This is a genomic window from Kribbella antibiotica (genome assembly GCF_004349055.1).
GTDB classification, from domain to species: Bacteria; Actinomycetota; Actinomycetes; order Propionibacteriales; family Kribbellaceae; genus Kribbella; species Kribbella antibiotica.
The window spans coordinates 80,462-97,506 of record NZ_SMKX01000010.1 but is presented as its reverse complement, the minus strand read 5'-3'; the positions used below and the strand labels follow the sequence as shown (position 1 = coordinate 97,506).

General features: G+C 68.3%; 15 protein-coding genes. 7 read left to right on the top strand and 8 right to left on the bottom strand.

What is annotated here, in order from left to right; translation table 11 throughout:
• Positions 1–17: 17 nt before the first annotated feature.
• Genes E1263_RS05955 through E1263_RS05940 form a run of 4 tightly spaced genes read left to right on the top strand, consistent with a single transcriptional unit; the run spans position 18 to position 4,481 of the window.
• Positions 18–2,147 (top strand): RecQ family ATP-dependent DNA helicase, encoded by a 2,130-nt coding sequence (locus E1263_RS05955; RefSeq protein ID WP_132166146.1) that lies wholly within the window; start codon positions 18–20, stop codon positions 2,145–2,147.
• Between the two features lie 46 nt (positions 2,148–2,193).
• Positions 2,194–3,003 (top strand): GNAT family N-acetyltransferase, encoded by an 810-nt coding sequence (locus tag E1263_RS05950; protein WP_132166145.1) that lies wholly within the window; start codon positions 2,194–2,196, stop codon positions 3,001–3,003.
• Positions 3,004–3,012: 9 nt separating this feature from the next.
• Positions 3,013–3,744 (top strand): SDR family oxidoreductase, encoded by a 732-nt coding sequence (locus E1263_RS05945; protein WP_132166144.1) that lies wholly within the window; start codon positions 3,013–3,015, stop codon positions 3,742–3,744.
• A gap of 2 nt (positions 3,745–3,746) precedes the next feature.
• Entirely contained in the window at positions 3,747–4,481 is a 735-nt protein-coding gene (locus E1263_RS05940; protein WP_132166151.1) for a MerR family transcriptional regulator, read from the top strand.
• Here E1263_RS05940 and E1263_RS05935 read toward each other — a convergent pair.
• Positions 4,429–5,994 carry an adenylate/guanylate cyclase domain-containing protein gene (locus E1263_RS05935; RefSeq protein ID WP_132166143.1) on the bottom strand — a complete coding sequence of 522 codons (1,566 nt, stop codon included), beginning with the start codon at positions 5,992–5,994 and terminating at the stop codon, positions 4,429–4,431. The genes E1263_RS05940 and E1263_RS05935 overlap by 53 nt on opposite strands.
• A 164-nt stretch (positions 5,995–6,158) precedes the next feature.
• Between E1263_RS05935 and E1263_RS05930 the strand changes: the two genes are divergently transcribed.
• Together E1263_RS05930 and E1263_RS05925 are read left to right on the top strand one after the other, a co-directional pair.
• Positions 6,159–7,940 carry a M1 family metallopeptidase gene (locus E1263_RS05930; RefSeq protein WP_132166142.1) on the top strand — a complete coding sequence of 594 codons (1,782 nt, stop codon included), beginning with the start codon at positions 6,159–6,161 and terminating at the stop codon, positions 7,938–7,940.
• Positions 7,937–8,257 carry a hypothetical protein gene (locus E1263_RS05925; protein WP_132166141.1) on the top strand — a complete coding sequence of 107 codons (321 nt, stop codon included), beginning with the start codon at positions 7,937–7,939 and terminating at the stop codon, positions 8,255–8,257. The genes E1263_RS05930 and E1263_RS05925 overlap by 4 nt, the downstream gene beginning before the upstream one ends.
• Here E1263_RS05925 and E1263_RS05920 read toward each other — a convergent pair.
• A complete protein-coding gene (locus E1263_RS05920; protein ID WP_132166140.1) occupies positions 8,217–9,116 on the bottom strand; it encodes a GNAT family N-acetyltransferase in 900 nt (299 codons plus the stop codon). The two genes, E1263_RS05925 and E1263_RS05920, sit on opposite strands and share 41 nt — an antisense overlap.
• Before the next feature lie 118 nt (positions 9,117–9,234).
• Here E1263_RS05920 and E1263_RS05915 point away from each other — a divergent pair, with 118 nt between their 5' ends.
• Positions 9,235–9,906: a GntR family transcriptional regulator gene (locus tag E1263_RS05915; protein WP_132166139.1), complete on the top strand. Its 672-nt coding sequence runs from the start codon at positions 9,235–9,237 to the stop codon at positions 9,904–9,906.
• On the opposite strand, the gene E1263_RS05910 is transcribed toward E1263_RS05915, so the two are convergent.
• From E1263_RS05910 to E1263_RS05885, 6 genes are read right to left on the bottom strand one after another with little or no spacing between them, the layout of a single operon-like run.
• Positions 9,888–11,642 (bottom strand): gamma-glutamyltransferase family protein, encoded by a 1,755-nt coding sequence (locus E1263_RS05910; protein WP_132166138.1) that lies wholly within the window; start codon positions 11,640–11,642, stop codon positions 9,888–9,890. The genes E1263_RS05915 and E1263_RS05910 overlap by 19 nt on opposite strands.
• On the bottom strand, positions 11,639–12,607 hold the full coding sequence (locus tag E1263_RS05905; RefSeq protein WP_132166137.1) for an ABC transporter ATP-binding protein: 969 nt from the start codon (positions 12,605–12,607) through the stop codon (positions 11,639–11,641). Before E1263_RS05905 ends, E1263_RS05910 begins: the two co-directional genes overlap by 4 nt.
• Entirely contained in the window at positions 12,604–13,572 is a 969-nt protein-coding gene (locus tag E1263_RS05900) for an ABC transporter ATP-binding protein (protein WP_132166136.1), read from the bottom strand. Before E1263_RS05900 ends, E1263_RS05905 begins: the two co-directional genes overlap by 4 nt.
• Complete coding sequence (locus E1263_RS05895) at positions 13,569–14,399, bottom strand: ABC transporter permease (protein WP_132166135.1); 831 nt, start codon at positions 14,397–14,399, stop codon at positions 13,569–13,571. The genes E1263_RS05900 and E1263_RS05895 overlap by 4 nt, the downstream gene beginning before the upstream one ends.
• Positions 14,396–15,349, bottom strand: coding sequence for an ABC transporter permease (locus E1263_RS05890; protein WP_132166134.1), 954 nt, complete (start codon positions 15,347–15,349; stop codon positions 14,396–14,398). Before E1263_RS05890 ends, E1263_RS05895 begins: the two co-directional genes overlap by 4 nt.
• Positions 15,346–16,974 (bottom strand): ABC transporter substrate-binding protein, encoded by a 1,629-nt coding sequence (locus tag E1263_RS05885; RefSeq protein WP_132166133.1) that lies wholly within the window; start codon positions 16,972–16,974, stop codon positions 15,346–15,348. The genes E1263_RS05890 and E1263_RS05885 overlap by 4 nt, the downstream gene beginning before the upstream one ends.
• Positions 16,975–17,045 lie beyond the last annotated feature (71 nt).

Below are 17,045 nucleotides of genomic sequence, written 5' to 3'. Positions count from 1 at the left end.
AGGTCTAGGGTCGGGGCATGGTTGAGAGTGGTGCTGAGTTGAGGTTGTCCGAGGCCCGGGCTGGGGTTGCGGCTGGCGTGATCCAGGCGATCGCGGGGGAGAACGCGCGGCTGCGGGATGACCAGGAGACTGCGGTGGCGGCGTTGTGCGAGCCGGCGGCGCGGGTGCTGGTTGTGCAGGCGACTGGGTGGGGCAAGTCGGCGGTTTACTGGGCGGCTACGGCGATTCGGCGGGCTGAAGGCGCTGGGCCGACGCTGGTGGTGTCGCCGCTTCTCTCCTTGATGCGGGATCAGGTCGGCGCAGCAGGCCGGGCGGGGTTGCGGGCTGCGACGCTGAACTCGAACAACGTGGACGCGTGGTCCGGCATCGAGCAGGATCTGCGGTCCGGGGCGATCGACGTCCTGCTGGTATCACCGGAGCGCCTGGCCAATCCCGGCTTCGGCCGACGCGTGCTCGACAGCCTGGCGGGCGAGGTCGGCCTGCTGGTGATTGATGAAGCGCATGCGGTCTCCGACTGGGGTCACGACTTCCGGCCGGACTACCGCCGCGTGTCCGACGTGCTGCAACACCTCAACCCCAAGACGCCCGTCCTCGCGACCACGGCCACGGCGAACGAGCGCGTCACCGAGGACGTTGCGCACCAGTTGGGGGAGTCAACGCTTGTACTGCGCGGTCCGCTGGCCCGATCGAGCCTGCAGCTCGCGGTCGTCGACCGCCTGTCGCCGCTGCAGCGGTTCGCCTGGGTGGTCGACCAGCTGCCGAAGCTGCCTGGCTCGGGAATCGTCTACGCGCTTACGGTCGCCGACGCACATCGCCTAGCGGCTACAGTCCAGGAGATCCACGGTCGCGACGTGCCAGTAGCGGCGTACACGGGTCAGTTGGAGGCGGGGGAGCGCGAGAGCCTCGAGGACGCCCTGCGCGAAAACCGGCTCAAGGCGCTCATCGCCACTTCAGCCCTCGGTATGGGATACGACAAACCGGACCTCGGCTTCGTCGTCCATGTGGGTTCACCGCCCTCGCCGGTCTCGTACTACCAGCAGGTCGGTCGTGCGGGACGAGGCATCGACCATGCCATCGTCGCGCTGCTGCCCTCCGACGCTGACTCGGGCATCTGGGATTACTTCGCCACCGCGACCATCCCCGTGCCGGAGAACGTCAACCGTCTACTCCACGCCATGGAGTCCTACGGCCCAGACCAGCCGGCGTCTGTCCCCGCGTTGGAAGCAGAGACGGGTCTGCGCCGCACGCGCGTCGAGTTGATGCTCAAGCAGCTCGCCGTCGACGGCGTCACCGAGCGACTCGAAAAAGGCTGGATCCGGACCGGCAAGGACTGGACATTCGACGCGGCGCACTACGACGGCATCGTTGCGGTACGGCGGCGCGAGGCCGACATCATGCGCGCCTACACCCGCGGCGAACGTTGCCTGATGCAACTACTTCAGGAATCTCTCGACGACGCCTCGGCCGAGCCGTGCGGCCGGTGCTCGGTCTGTATCGGCGCCCTCCCGCCGCCGCTCACCGCGGCACCTGATGCCGACACGGTCGCCACGGTCACCGGTCTGCTCCGCGGCGAGGTGCATGTTCTCGAGCCCCGCAAGATGTGGCCCGGCGGCTCCTTCGGTCCGCGCGGCAAGATCCCCGCGAACCTGTCCGCCGACACCGGCCGCTCCCTCATCTACGCCGACGCTCCCGAGTGGCGCGAGGTTCTCGCCGCGGCGTTCTCTGGCGGCGAACCACCCGCTGACGCAATCGAGGCACTGCAAAAGGGCGCCGTCGCAGCCTTGTCGCGCTGGCGTAGCACGTGGTCCAGCCGCCCCGAGGTCGTCGTACCGCTCGCCGCAGCCGGCCACACCGCTGTCACGGCAGCAGTCGCCGACCGGATCGCCGCAGTCGGCCGCCTAGAGAGAGCCGACCTGACGGTCGATCGTTCCGGTTACACCGACGACCTGTCCTCGGCCGATGAGGCCCGCGTTTGGCGCGACGGCCTGGCGGTCGACCCGACCACAGCCCAAACGATCATCAACCGGACAGTCCTGCTGCTCGTCGACGCCAGCTCCTCGCAATGGCCGGTCACGGTCGCCGCCGCGAAACTGCGCGAGGCCGGTGCCGCCGCCGTCCTCCCGCTCCTGCTCCACAAGCGCCCCTGATCACAAGCGCCCCGAAATCTGTTGACGACGGCCGGAGGATGGTTGGGTGGAGATCAAGAGCCTCGGCTACCGAACCGACCTGTTCCTGCTCGGTCTCGGCGGCAGCGAGATACGCGACGCAGGCCCGTACGTCGTCATTCGAACGCCGAAGAACCCAACGTTCTGGTGGGGCAACTACCTGCTCCACCGCACGCCGCTCGCACCCGGCGACCTGGTACGGCGAGCCGCCGAATTCCGCACGGAGTTCCCCGACGCGCGCCACCTGACGCTGGGCATCGACACAACCGACGGCGTGCTTACCGCTGAAGGGGCCGAGGCCGTCGAGCAGGAGGTCAAAGCCGCGGGCGGCCGAGTAGACCCGAGCGTGGTGATGACCGCCTCAACCGTCAATGCACCCCAGCGTCCGAACACCACCTCGACCTACAGATTCCTCAGCACCGACGACGACTGGCAGCAGGTCGTCGACATCAACCTCGCCACCAGCACGATGGCGGTCGACGACAGCCACCGCGAGTTCACCCGGCTGAAGGTCGCCCATGACCGCGAGCTCGTCGAGGCCGGCCACGGCAGGTGGTTCGGCGCCTTCGACGGCGACCGCCTCCAGGCTTCGCTGGGCCTGATGTTCGACGGCAAAGGGCTAGCCCGGTTCCAGACCGTGCAGACGCATCCCGACGACCGCAATCAGGGAATCGCGAGCACCCTCGTGCACCAGGCATCGACGTACGGGTTCGAGAACGGCGCGACGACGCTGGTGATGGTCGCCGACCCCGAGTACCTCGCGATCCGCATCTATCGTGCGCTCGGCTTCACCGACTCGGAGACCCAGTTGGCGATCACGATCCCGCCTGCCTCCTAAGGTGGTCCCATGACGGTCGCATTGGTGACGGGTGGTAGCCGGGGGATCGGTGCCGCGACAGCGGTCGCGCTGGCGGCCGACGGCTGGGATGTCGGCATCGGTTACCGGACGCGAGGTGACGAGGCTGACCGCGTCGTCGAGGCTGTGAAACAACAGGGCCGCCGAGCGATTGCCGTCGCTGCGGACCTCACCGTGCAGGAAGACATCGAGCGGCTCTTCAACACGGTCACGACCGGCCTCGGTCCGCTCAGCGCCGTGATCAACAACGCGGGCGTCGTCTCACCCGCCGGCCGCGTCGACGAATACGACGCCGAGCGCCTCGACAACGTCTTCCGCATCAACGCGATCAGCGCGTTCCTCGTCGCAGGAGCCGCCGTACGACGGATGTCCACGAAGCACGGTCACCACGGCGGCGTGATCGTCAACGTCTCGTCCCGCGCCGCCGTGCTCGGCTCGGCCGGTGAATACGTCGACTACGCGGCCAGCAAGGCGGCCGTCGACGCGCTCACGATCGGCCTGGCCAACGAGGTCGCCAAGGAAGGCGTACGCGTCCTCGGCGTTCGACCCGGCCTGATCGAGACCGAGATCCACGAGCCAGGCCGCCTCGACAGACTCGGTACGACGCCACCGCTCGGCCGACCGGGGAAGCCGGAGGAGGTGGCCGAGCTGATCGCGTTCCTTGCTTCGAGCCGCTCGTCCTACATGACCGGTACGACGGTCGACGTGTCCGGCGGCCGTTGACGATGGGCTTGCGGCCGGTCGACCTGGCGCGGCGCGCGGGCGTCTCGACCCAACTCATCCGCAACTACGAGGCGGATGGGATCCTGCCTGCGGCACCGCGCACGGACAGCGGCTACCGCCAGTACGGCGAAGAGCACGTGTCCGCGCTGCTCACTTATCGCGCGCTCGCGCCGGGGTTCGGCGCCGAGATTGCGCGCCACATCATGCAGGCGGTCCACGCAGGCGACGAGGAATCGGCGTACCGGCTGATCGACCAGGCACATGCCGGCCTTTACGAGCAGCGCCTAGCGACCGACGCGGCCAGCGAGGCCCTGAGCGACGCGGCGGCTGAGTTTCGCGACGAGCCCATCCCGAGTGGTCCGGCGCTGCTGGTCGGCGAGCTGGCGCATCGCCTCGGCGTGCGGACGTCGGCGCTGCGCGTCTGGGAGGCGGCCGGTCTGCTGATGCCGACGCGGGAGCGGGTCACGAAGTACCGCCGGTACGCGCCCGAGCAGATCCGCGACGCCCGCATCATCCACATGCTCCGCCAGGGCCGCTACTCGTTCGACCAGATCCGCCCGGTTCTCGACGGCCTGCGCCAAACCGGCAGCACCGAGGCTCTGCGGGACGCGATCGCCGAACGCCGAGCCGCGCACGACCGCATCACCAAGGCCATGCTGCACGGCGCCGGTCTGCTGCACCAGCTCATCGAAGAGAAGCAGGAACGGCGAGCTGCGTCGGCTCCGACCGCCCTCTGACCGTCACCCGGTCGCCGGGCCGCCAGTGCGCGCCTTCGGTCGGTCCCGCGTCATCGACCGTCGACATCGACGCAATCAGCCGTGACGGCGTGTTCTTGGCCAGCTCACTCAGCCGGGCAGCCTCATTCACCGGATCACCGATCACGGTGTACTCAAGCCGCCGTACGTCGCCAACTGTCCCCGCCACCACGATTCCCGCCGTCACCCCGATGCCAGCCGTTGCTTCCGGCAACTCCGAACTCAACCGCCGACTCAAGGCCCGCCCAGCGCGCAACGCGGCACCGGCCGGATCGATCAGCTCGGCCGGCGCCCCGAAGATCGCGAGCGACGCGTCACCGGCGAACTTGTTCACAAACCCGCCCTCACGCGCGACCTCGTCGACGACAATCGCGAAGAAGCGGTTGAGCAGTTGCACGACCTCGGTCGGCGGCCGCTCCGCAGCGAGCTTGGTCGAGCCGACCAGGTCAACGAACAGTACGGCGACGAATCGCTCCTCACCGCCGAGCCGGTCACTGGTCAACGCCTCGCGGGCGACGTCCGGACCGACGTACTTGCCGAACACGTCGCGGATCCGCTCCCGCTCGCGCAGACCGGCCGCCATCCGGTTGAACCCGGCCTGCAGCGAACCGAGCTCGGTGCCGTCGAAGACCGGGATGCGGATGTTGAGCTCACCCTGACCGATCAGCGTGAGCGCGTCGCGCACCGACCGGACCGGGGCGACCACGGACTTGGCCGACAGCAGGATCAGCAGCAATCCGTTGCCCAGGGCGACGATGCCGAGGGCAAGGATCATCACCGACAGCCGAGTCGCGGAGACTGTGCCGTCGATCAGCGCGAGAATCGCGGCCAGCATCAGACCGGCGACCGGTGTCGCGGTCCCGGCTGCCCAGAACAGCACGATCCGCGCCTTGAGGCCGAAGGCAAGCAGGCGGCGCGGGGGAGCAGAGTCGGCCAGTGCCCGGGCCGCGACCGGCCGTAGCGCGAACTCGGTCAGCAGGTAGGAGATGGCGCAGGTCACGATCATGCCGTCGAAGATCGTGACCGCGATCCGCAGCGCGTTCTCCGGCTGGATGACGATCGTGACCGCGGTGAAGCCGATCGCCGCGACCATCCACAGCACGACCTCGATCAGGGTCAGCCGCAACGGCAGCCGCAGCGTCGAGATCTGCTCCCGGCGGCTAGCTGGGCGTTCCTCGTCGACCCAGCGCGTGTAGCGGAGCGCTACATGGGTGCTCCAGACAACGCCTACCAGGACGGCGAACAGCAGATACGTCGGGACGAAGATCGCCTCGAACCGCTGCAACTGATCGGTCAGCGGGGGACCGGGGAGCACAAACACGGCCAGTACGAAGACCACGCCCGCGCCGATCAGGTTCGTCCCGATCGAGAACGTTGTCATCAGCACCCGAAGCCGGATCCGCAGCATCCTGGTGCTCTGATCAGCCGGCCCGAGCAGCCAGGAGCCGAACGGCCGCCGTTTCAGGACCAGCTCGGCATCCCCGTGCGATGTCATGGTCACAGTCTGCTCCGGCGGTTGCAGCTTCCTGCAAAGAACCCGCCGTTGAGCGGCGATGACACCGGCTATTTGGCACGGTGGTGCGGGTGGCTCAGATCGGCCGCCTGAGACACCTTCGCCGTGGGTAATGTTCCCCGGACGCACTCACTCGGGAGCTCTCCGTGACGCACGATCGCCACTCTTACGCCGAACCGCTACTGGTTCGGACCACCCACCTCGAACTCGATCTCGAGCTGGATTTCACCGCGAAGGTGCTCACCGGCACCGCCACGCACACGCTCGACTGGAGCGGGTCCAACGACCGGCTCGTGCTCGACACGCGTGACCTGACCGTGCTTGCGGTCGAGGGCGAGGTGGTCGATGGTGAGTCTGCCGACGGCTGGGAGCCCTTGGAGTACAGCCTCGCAGTGCCGGACAAGGAGCTCGGGTCGGCGCTGACCATCCGTACGTCGCGCCAGTCGCGGGTCCGGGTGAGTTACCGGACGGCGCCGGGCGCGACCGGGCTGCAGTGGCTGGAGCCGTCGATGACGGCCGGTGGCGTGATGCCGTTCATGTTCAGCCAGTCGCAGGCGATCCACGCGCGCAGCTGGGTGCCGCTCCAGGACACCCCCGGCGTGCGGTTCAGCTACGCCGCGCACGTGACCGCGCCGCCCGAGCTGATGGTGCTGATGAGCGCCGACAACGGCACCACTTCGCGCCGTACGGGCTCGTACGACGTCGTGATGCCCGAGCCGATCCCGTCGTACCTGCTGGCGATCGCGGCCGGCGATCTCGTGTTCGAGCCGATCGGTGAGCGCGCGGGGATCTGGGCCGAGCCGGCGATGGTCGGGCGCGCGGCGCAGGAGTTCGCCGACACTGAAGAGATGATGCGGGTCACCGAGGCAATGTTCGGCCCGTACCGCTGGGGCCGCTACGACATCCTCGTGCTCCCGCCGTCCTTCCCGTACGGCGGCATGGAGAACCCGCGGATGACGTTCGCGACGCCCACCGTGGTGATCGGGGACAAGTCGCTGGTCAGCCTCGTCGCGCACGAACTGGCGCACAGCTGGTCGGGCAACCTGGTCACCCAGGACAGCTGGGACGACATCTGGCTGAACGAAGGCTTCACGGCGTACGTCGAGAACCGGATCGTCGAGGCGGTCTATGGGACCGAGTTCGCGGTGATGGAGACGGCGATCAAGCAGCACGCGACGGTGGTGAAGCTCGACCCGCTCACTCCGGCCGAGCTGGCGGTTGAGCTGCCGGGGCTGAACCACCGCTCCGAGTACCACGGCATCACGGCGCTGGGCCCGCTCAAGGGCTCGTGGTTCCTGACGTGGCTGGAGGAGCGGTTCTCGCGGGACGTGTTCGACCCGTTCATCCGCGGCTACTTCGACCGGTTCGCGTTCCGCAGCATCAACTCCGACGACTTCGTGAGCCACCTGCAGGAGCACCTCCTCGACGTACACCCCGGTGTCGTCACCGCCGCCGAGCTGGCCGCTTGGCTCGAGGAGCCCGGCATCCCCACCTTCGCCGAGCGCGCGGCCTCCGCCCGCTTCCAGGTCGTCGACGCCGCCCGCACCGAGTGGCTCACCTCCGCCGAGCTCCCCGCCGGCGCCGCCAACTGGACCACTCAAGAGTGGCTCCGCTTCCTCGATGCCGCCCCCGACATGCTCAGCCCCAACCAGCTCCAGCAGCTGGACCGAGCCTTCGGCCTCACCGGCACCGCCAACGGCGAGATCGCCCGCCGCTGGTACCAGATCGTCGCCGCCAGCAGCTACGAACCCGCCTACGCCGAGCTAGCCGCCTTCCTCACCGAAGTAGGCCGCATGAAGCTTGTCCTCCCCGTCTACCGAGCCCTAGCCGGCAGCGACCGAGCCTTCGCCTCGGAGGTCTTCGCCAAAGCTCGCCCCGGCTACCACCCCATCACCACCGCAGCAGTGCAGAAGATCCTCGGTCAGTGAACGAGAACGAGCCCACCGTCACAACACAACACGGCACGACCGGGCTCCCCGACCACTGGATGGCATTCCTGGGTGATGCGCTCCGGACCTCCGACGACTTCGTCATCGTCGGAGACGGGCGCGACCACCACTACATCCAGGCAAGAAACACTGATGGCGTCTACAACCTGGAGTATCGCGACGGGTCGCCGCAGTTGCATTTCTGCACGGAGGTCAGCAACCAGTTGGTGATCGCTGATGCGATCCAGCAGTGGCTGGCCGGTGAGCGGGGCTTCGTCACTGAGCACGCGTGGGAGCGGCTGACTGAATGGGACTGAGGTTCAACATGCACCGGAGGACGGTGTGGGTCGGTTCGTAGCCGAGCGCCGCGTTGACGCGGCGCATGGGGGTGTTGGTGTCGACGGTGTCCGTGAGGAGGCCGGGGAGGTCGGGGAAGAAGGCTTGGGCCCAGCGGATTTGTTCGGCTTTCATGGAGTGGGCCAGGCCGCGGCCTCGGTGGGGTGGGAGGACGGCGGTGCCGTAGTTCTGGGCGTCGGATCTGCCGTCGGCCGGTACGACGAGTTCGGTGAAGGCGACGATGCGGCCGCTGGCGTGCTCGACGGCGGCGACCGTCATCAGGTGTTCGCCGCGCTGATGGATCAGTTGGGCGGCGTGGCGGGTGCGGTCGGCGTCCCAGGGGTCGGTGCCGTAGGTGATGGCTCCTGTTGGGGCGTCGTCCATGGCGGTGCGGGCGGCGGTGAACGTGTGCAGGAGTTCATCCGGTACGACGCCCGTCCAGGTGATCAGGCGGTATCCGGGCGGCGGGGGAACAGCCGCGACCGTGGTCTTCATGTCCAGGCGGCTGTGGATGAGCGTGAGCCCGACGGTGAACCCGTGCCGAGCGAGAAACCCGTACGACGGCTCGCCCGCATCGACCTCCGCCACGACCACCTGCACGTTGTGATCGCGGGCCGCGGCAATAGCGGCGTACAGGAGTTGGGTGCCGACCCCGTGACGGCGTTCGGCGGGGTGGACGGTGATTTCGAGATCGGCCAGGTGTGCGATCGAGTCGCGGCTGTGCAGCCGGAGGAACGCGGAACCGACCGGGTGGCCGGCGGGGGCGGCGGCGAGCCAGGCGAGGCGGCGGCTGAACGGCCGGAAGTCCGGATCGGTCAGCGGAGTCAGTCGGATGCTCAAACCGCCACCATAGTGTCCGGCTGGGCCACGTGCTCTGACACGGTGAATCCGCTACGGTGCTGCGGAGCTGTCCGGGGTACAGGTGACCGGGCAAGCCCAGGGGAGAGGAGCACACGGGGTGGACGATTTGATGGCGAGCCGGACGATCGGTGCCGATCACATCGCATTACGCGAGCAGGTCCTGGCGGAGCTGCGCCGCCGGATCGTCGACGGCGACTACGCCCAGGGCGAGCGGCTCACCGAGACGCGGCTGGCCGACGACTTCGGGGTCTCGCGCAACCCGGTCCGCGAGGCGCTGCGCGTCGTCGAGGCCGAGGGCTTCGTGCAGATCCTGCCCCGGCGCGGTGCGGTCGTCGCGACCCTGGACGAGACCGCCGTACGGGATCTCTTCTCGGTGCGGGAGCAGTTGGAGACCCTGGCCGCCGGTCTCGCCGCTGAGCGCGCCAACGCGGAGGACATCCAGCGGCTGCGCGACCTGTGCGACGAGGCCCGCGTTGCGACCGAGGCGAAGGACTTCGGTCGCGTCGCCGAGCTCAACAGCGACTTCCATCGTGCCGTCATCGAGGTCAGCGGCAACCGCTGGCTGCACTCGATCTCCGCAGCGATGTACCACCACGTGCACTGGGTCTTCCGCGTCGGAGCCGCCCAGCGAGCTCCGCACTCGTCCGAAGAACACGTCCGCCTGGTCGACGCCATCGCCGCCGGCGACGCCCCCGCCGCCACCGAAGCGGCCCGCCTCCACGTCGAGGCAGCAGCCAAAGCAGCCCTGGGTCAGCGGCCGACGGCGTAGCCCTGCATGCCTCGGGGGTTGGCGGCGGCGGACAGGAGCCCGTCGGCCTCACGCCGTACGGCGCACAGTCGGCCGAGGCTCCAGGGGTCGGACTCGACGACCACGTGGCCTCGGTTGATGAGGTCTTCGCGGATGGCGGGTCCGAGACGGCTCTCGAGCGTGAGGTTGCCGGGCTCGGTCTCGCGCGGGTAGAACGACGACGGGAAGCCGGTGGTGTGCCAAGCCGGCGCGTCGATGGCTTCCTGCAGGTCCATTCCGGCTCCGAGGTGTCGCAGCAGGAACAGCAGTTGCCACTGGTCCTGCTGGTCCCCACCGGGCGATCCGCAAGCCAGCACTGGTCGGCCGTCGCGCAGTACGAGCGTCGGCGTCAGCGTGGTGCGCGGACGCTTGCCCGGAGCAAGTGACGCGGGTAGCCCGTCCTCCAGCCAGAACATCTGCGCCCGGCTCCCCAAGCAGAACCCCAGCGACGGAATCGTCGGTGACGACTGCAACCACCCACCACTCGGCGTTGCCGAGATGAAGTTGCCCCACCGATCCACCACATCCACGTGGCACGTGTCGCCCCGCGTCACCCCGTCCCGCGCAACCGTCGGCTCACCCACACTCGCGTCGGTCGAGTGGTTGCCGGCAGCCACCGATGGCAGCCGCGGCGCCCGCCCGTCCGGTGACCCCGGCCGCAGCTCGTACGTCGCTTCCCGGCCAACCATCCGAGCCCGCTCAGCGGCGTACGCGGGGGAGAGCAACGACTTCAGCGGTACGTCGCCATCGCCGTACCAGGCCTCGCGGTCGGCGTAAGCGAGCTTCATCACCTCAACCGTCGTGTGCACGCCCTCCGCACTGGCCAGGTCAACGTCGCCGAGCTCGGACAGCATCGCCAGCGACTGCAGCAGCGCCGGTCCCTGGCCCCAAGCGCCGGTCTTTGCGACGGTGTGCCCGTTCCAATCGAGTGTTGTCGCCTCTTCCCAGTGCGCCTCGTACGCCGCCAGGTCGGCGCCAGTGATGAGTCCGCCATGGTCTCCACCGCTTGAATCGCGATGCGGCAGCCGCGAGAACCCATCGATCGCCTCGGCGATGAAACCTTCACTCCATGCTTTTCGAGCCGCGGAGAGCTGTGCGACCCGGTCTGCACCAGCCGCCTCGCCTTCGCTCACCAGTCGCTCCAGCGTGGCGGCGTACGCCTCGTTCCGGAACAGCCCGGTGGGCGCCTGCCCGCCCTGCAACCACAGCTCAGCGGATGTCGGCCAGTGCTCCTCAAAGAGCGACTGCACCTTGGCCACAGTCTCGGTGACCCGTGGCACCAGCGGGTGCCCGTTGCGCGCGTACTCGATCGCAGGCTCCAGTACGACGCGCAGTGGCAGCGTGCCGTGGTCTCGCAGCAACAGCAGCCACGCGTCGACCGCACCGGGCACAGTCGCGGCCAGCGGCCCCGACCCGGGCACCAGCGTCAGCTCGAGCGACGTGTAGTGCTCGATAGTCGCCCCAGCCGGGGCAACCCCCTGCCCGCAGAGCACCCGCGGTGTCGGGTTGTCGGCGGTCGCGACAATCGCCGGTACCTCGCCACCGGGCCCGTTCAGATGCGGCTCCACGACATGCAGCACGAACCCTGCGGTCGCCGCCGCGTCGAACGCGTTCCCGCCGAGCTCCAGCATCCGCATCGCCGACTGCGACGCCAGCCAGTGCGTCGACGAGACCATGCCGAACGTGCCACGCAGGGTGGGCCGGGTGGTGAAGCTCATCGAGCGACTCCTTCGCTTGTCCGTACGTCGGGTCCGCTGCCATCCGCCTCAACCAGATGACATGCGACCTGATGTCCATCAGATCCGATCACACGAGACTCCGGTACGACAGTCCGGCACCGGTCGACCGCCACCGGACACCGGGTGTGGAACCGGCAGCCGTCTGGCGGGTCTATGGCCGAGGGGAGGTCGTCACCGAGCAGCACGGGCTTCCGCTGCCGCTGCGCCACCGGGTCCGGTACAGGTGCTGCCGACAACAGCGCTTGGGTGTACGGGTGAGCCGGCGTACCGAAGATGCGCGCCCGCGGCCCCTGCTCAACCAGCTGCCCCAGGTACATCACCGCGACCTCGTCAGCCAGGTACTCAACCGCAGACAGGTCATGCGTGATGAACAGACAGGCAAACCCCAGGTCCCGCTGCAGGTCAGCCAGCAGATTCAGTACGGCGGCCTGTACCGACACATCAAGTGCACTCGTCGGCTCGTCGGCCACCAGCAGCCGGGGCTCGGAGATGAGCGCCCTAGCGATGCTGACCCGCTGGCGTTGCCCACCGGACAGCTCATGCGGTGAGCGCTGCGCGACCTCGGGGCGCAGGCCCACTCGGCGCAGTGCGTCGGCCACGTTCCCTTTGCGGCGCATCAGCCGTAGTGGCTCACCCACGATGTCCCCGACCGACAGTCGAGGATCGAGCGACCCGGCTGGGTCCTGGAAGACGATCGACACGTATCGGCGGTGGGGGCGCAGTTGGCGACGACTGAGGTGGGTGATGTCCGCCCCGGCGAGTCTGACGGTCCCTCCGGTCGGTTCGAGCAGTCGGACGATGCACCGGCCGACAGTGGACTTCCCCGAACCGCTCTCACCGACCAGTGCGACTACTGAGCCCTCACGGATTCGCAGCGTCACTCCGTCGACCGCACGGACCGGTCCGAAGTGCATGACCAGGTCCTCGACCTCTAGTGCGTTCATGAGACTCCTACCGGGTTCCAGCACGCCAGTCCGTGCTCACCACGTGTCAGTTGCGGCTGCGACGCCGTACAGGTGTTGAGGGCTTGGCCGCAGCGGTCGGCGAACGTGCAGGCGTCGGGCTGCTCGGACAGCACCGGTACCAGGCCGGGTATCTCGGCGAGGCGATGTGTGTCCGCGTGGCGGCCGGCGGCGGGGGAGGCGCCCAGCAGGCCGGTCGTGTACGGGTGCTGCGGATGCGCGAACAGGTCGTGGACCTCGGCCGTCTCGACCACGCGGCCCGCGTACATCACCGCTACCCGGTCCGCGAGGTCGGCGACCACGCCGAGGTCGTGCGTGATCAGGACGATGCTGGTGCCGAGTCGTTCGCGCAGACCCCGCAGTACATCGAGGATGCCGGCCTGGATCGTCACGTCGAGAGCCGTGGTCGGCTCGTCGGCGATCAGCACCTTCGGATCGCAGGCGACCGCCATCGCGATCATCACCCGCTGCCGCATCCCGCCCGACAGTTGATGCGGATAGTCATCCACCCGGCGCTCGGCCGACGGAATGCCGACCAGCTTTAGCAACTCCACCGACCGCGCCCGCGCCGTACGGCGGCTTGCGCCGAGATGTGTCCGAAGCACCTCGCCGATCTGAGAACCGACCGTGAAGACCGGGTTCAGCGAGGTCATCGGCTCTTGAAAGATGTAGGCGATCTCGCGCCCGCGGATCGACCGCAGCGTGCGCTTGCCGGCCCCGATCAGCTCAACCCCATCAAGCCGGACCGAGCCGTCGACGCGGGCAGACCGGGGGAGCAGCCCCGCCAAACTCATCGCGGTCACGCTCTTCCCACACCCCGACTCACCCACAATCGCCAGCACCTCACTGGCGCCGACCTCAAGGCTCACGCTGTCGACAGCCGATATCCGGCCGTCCTCGGTCCGGAAAGAGACGGACAGATCCTGCACTTCCAGTACGGCGCTCATCGGCGGCTCGCCTTCGGGTCCAGGGCGTCGCGGAGGCTGTCGCCGACGATGTTGAAGGCGAGGGTGAGAAGCATGATCGCCAGGCCGGGCATCACGGCGGCCCAAGGTGCTCGGGCGGCGAACTGCTGGGCGTCGGAGAGCATCGTGCCGAGGCTCGGCGCGGGTGGCTGGATGCCGAGACCGAGGAACGACAGCACGGCCTCGCCGAGGATCGCGGCCGGGATCGCGACCGTCGCCTGCACGATGATCACCGACGCCGCGTTCGGCAGGATGTGCCGACCGAGAACCCAAGCATCACTCGCGCCCTCGACGACCGCGGCGGCGACGAAGTCGAGCGACTTCAGCCGCAGGGTCTCGGACCGGACGATCCGGATCACGCCGGGGATCTGGGCGATCCCGATCGCGATCGCCGCGTTGCCGAGACTCGCGCCGCGGATCGCGGCCAGCCCGACCGCGAGGATCAGGAACGGGAAGGCCAGCACGAGGTCGGTGAGCCGGGAGATCAGTGCGTCGATCGCCCGGAAGTACCCGGCCATCAGACCGAGCGGTACGCCGATCACGAGCGAGGTCGCGACCGCGAGAATCCCGACATGCAACGACGCGCGCAGGCCGAACATGATGCGCGAGACCACATCCCGGCCGAGATCATCGGTGCCGAGCAAGTGGCCCGCCGTACCGGGTGGTGCGAAGGCTTGGTCGAGCGCGGTCTGGGTCGGTTCGTGCGGCGCAAGGAAGTTGGCGAAGACGGCCAGGACCACCGCGAGCCCCAGTACGACGAGGCCGGCGATCGCCAGCGGATTCCGGAGGATCCGGCGGGTCACCTTCATGCGTCACCCCGAACGCGGATCCGCGGATCGATGACCGAGTAGAGGAGATCGACGAGCAGGTTGATCACGATGTACGCGGTCGCGGTGACCAGGACGACCGCCTGGATCACCGGATAGTCGCGCTGGAAGACCGCGTCGACCGTGAGCTTGCCGAAGCCGGGGAGCGCGAAGATCCGCTCGGTGACGACGGCCCCCGAGATGAGCGCGCCGAGCTGCAGACCGACGATCGTGACGACCACGATCAGGCTGTTGCGCAGCGCGTGCCGGCCGATGACCGCGCGCGGCGGCAGGCCCTTGGCTTCCGCCGTACGGATGTAGTCGGCGGAGAGCGCGTCGAGCATCGACGACCGGGTCTGTCGCATGATGACCGCCGCCAAGCCGGTGCCGAGGATCAGCGCCGGGAGCACCAGGTGATGCAGATTCGCCACGGGGTTGGTGAAGAACGGGACGAACCCGGATGCCGGAAAGAGGCCGAGGGCAACGGACAGGTAGAGGATCGCCATCAGTCCGAGCCAGAAGTTCGGCACCGACAGTCCGAGCAGCGCGAGCGCGTTCGCAGCCCACTCGGCCGGTCGGCCACGCTGTACGGCGGCAAGCACGCCCGCGCCGATGCCGATCACCCCGGCCACGAGCAACGCGAGCACCGACAGCTCGATCGTCACGGGCAACGCACCGGCGATCATGCCGTTGACCGGCTCACCGGTCCGGATCGACTGCCCGAGATCACCGCGCGCCGCATGACTCACGAACTGCCAGAACTGCACTGGCCACGAATCGTCCAGCCCATACTGCTCGCGGATCGCCCGCAGCGACTCGGGATCACGATCCTCGCCGGCCAGCGCGAGCGCGGGATCACCCGGGAGCGCGCGCACGCCTGCGAACACCACGATCGTCGCGAGAATCAGTGTCACCGCGGACTGCCACAGTCGATGGAACAGGTACCGGCTCATTTCGCGAACCCCGCGAACGCCGTACGGATCACCCCGTCCGGGTATGTCTGCACACCGAGCAGCTTCTTCGAGACGCCGGTCAGGTTGCGTTGCCGGTACAGGTAGATCAGCGGTTCGTCCTGCTGGAGCTTGGTGACGACGTCGCCGTACAGCTTGATCCGCTGTGCCTTGTCGGTCGACTGCCGTGCGTCGGTCAGCAGCTTGTCGACCTCGGGGCTGCTGTAGCCGGCGACGTTCTGGCTGCCGGTGCTGCCGACGAAGTTGAAGATGTTCGCGTCCGGATCGACGCGTCCGGACCAGCCGAGCTGGAGGATCTCGAAGTCGCCGCGATCCTGCTGATCGAGCAGCGACGCGTACTCGATCGGCTTGATCACCAGCTCGAAGCCACCGTCCTTCACCATCGCCTGCAGCGCCTGCGCGAGCCGCAGACTGTCGGGGTTGTTCGAAGTGATCATCGAGACCTTGTACGGCGTACTGACGCCGGCCGCGGTGAGCAACTCCTTGGCCTTGCCGGGGTCATGAGCCGGGCACGCCTGAGCAGCCTCGGAGGTGAACTCGCTTTTCGGTGAGATGGGGGAGCAGGCAACGGTGTTGAGCCCGTTGAAGATCGACTTCACCAGCGCGGCCCGGTCGATCGACAGGTCGAACGCCTGGCGAACGCGCGGATCCTTCGCGATCGGGGTGTCGAGCTGCTTCAGCGGATTGCCGACGCCGTCCGCATTGGCGATGTTGATCGTGACGCCCTGATAGCCGAGCGACTGCGACTGCAGGACGCTGACCGTGCTGTCCTTCTGCAGGGCGGGCGCGTCCTGACTCGACAGCGAGTCCGCGACCTGGGCGTCGCCGGCCTTCAGGTTGGCCGAGCGGATACTCGAGTCGGTGATGATCCGGTACTCGATCGCGTCCAGGTGCACTTTGGCGGCGTCGTAGTACTGGGGATCTTTGACGACCTTGATCGAGTTCTGCGCGACCCGCTTGGCGAACTTGAATGGGCCGACACAGGCGGGCGCGGTGGAGAAGTTCGCGCCGAGCTTGGCGACCGCGGCCGGGCTGAGCACCATGCCTGCGCGATCGGCGAGCGCGGCGGTCAGTGGGGCGAACGGCTTCGACAGTTTGATGACCACGGTGTTCGGGTTGGGTGTCTCGACCGCGGTGATCGGGCCGAGCTCGCTCTTCCGCGCCGAACCGGCCAGCGTCAGACCGCGCTCAAGTGTCGTCTTCACCGCAGCGGAGTCGAACGCGCCGCCGTCGGCGAACTTCACGCCCTGCCGCAACGGGATCGTCAGGCTCAACCCGTCCGGCGCGATGGTCGGCAGCGCGGTCGCCAGCTGCGGAACGACCTTCGCGTCCGGGCCGAGGTCGTACAGCTTCTCGCACATCGTGTGGAAGACATACCGCGAGTACAGGCTGCGCGACAGCGTCGGATCCAGCTTGTCAGGATCGGCCGACAGCGCGACCGTGAGCGTCCCGCCCGCCTTCACCTGCCCCGGATCCGCCGGTTCGCCGAAGACATCCTGGTTTGCCGAGCCGGTCGTCGTACCGGTGTTGTCGCCGGCCGGCTGCACCGGAGAGCAGCCGGCAAGCGCGACGGCAAGCGCAAGGACGAGCGGAAGTCGAGGAGTCATCACGTGCTCCCATGCGTAGGCGGTTCCCCGACTGTTTCATGTATACAACCCACCTACGCAAGGGATCGGCG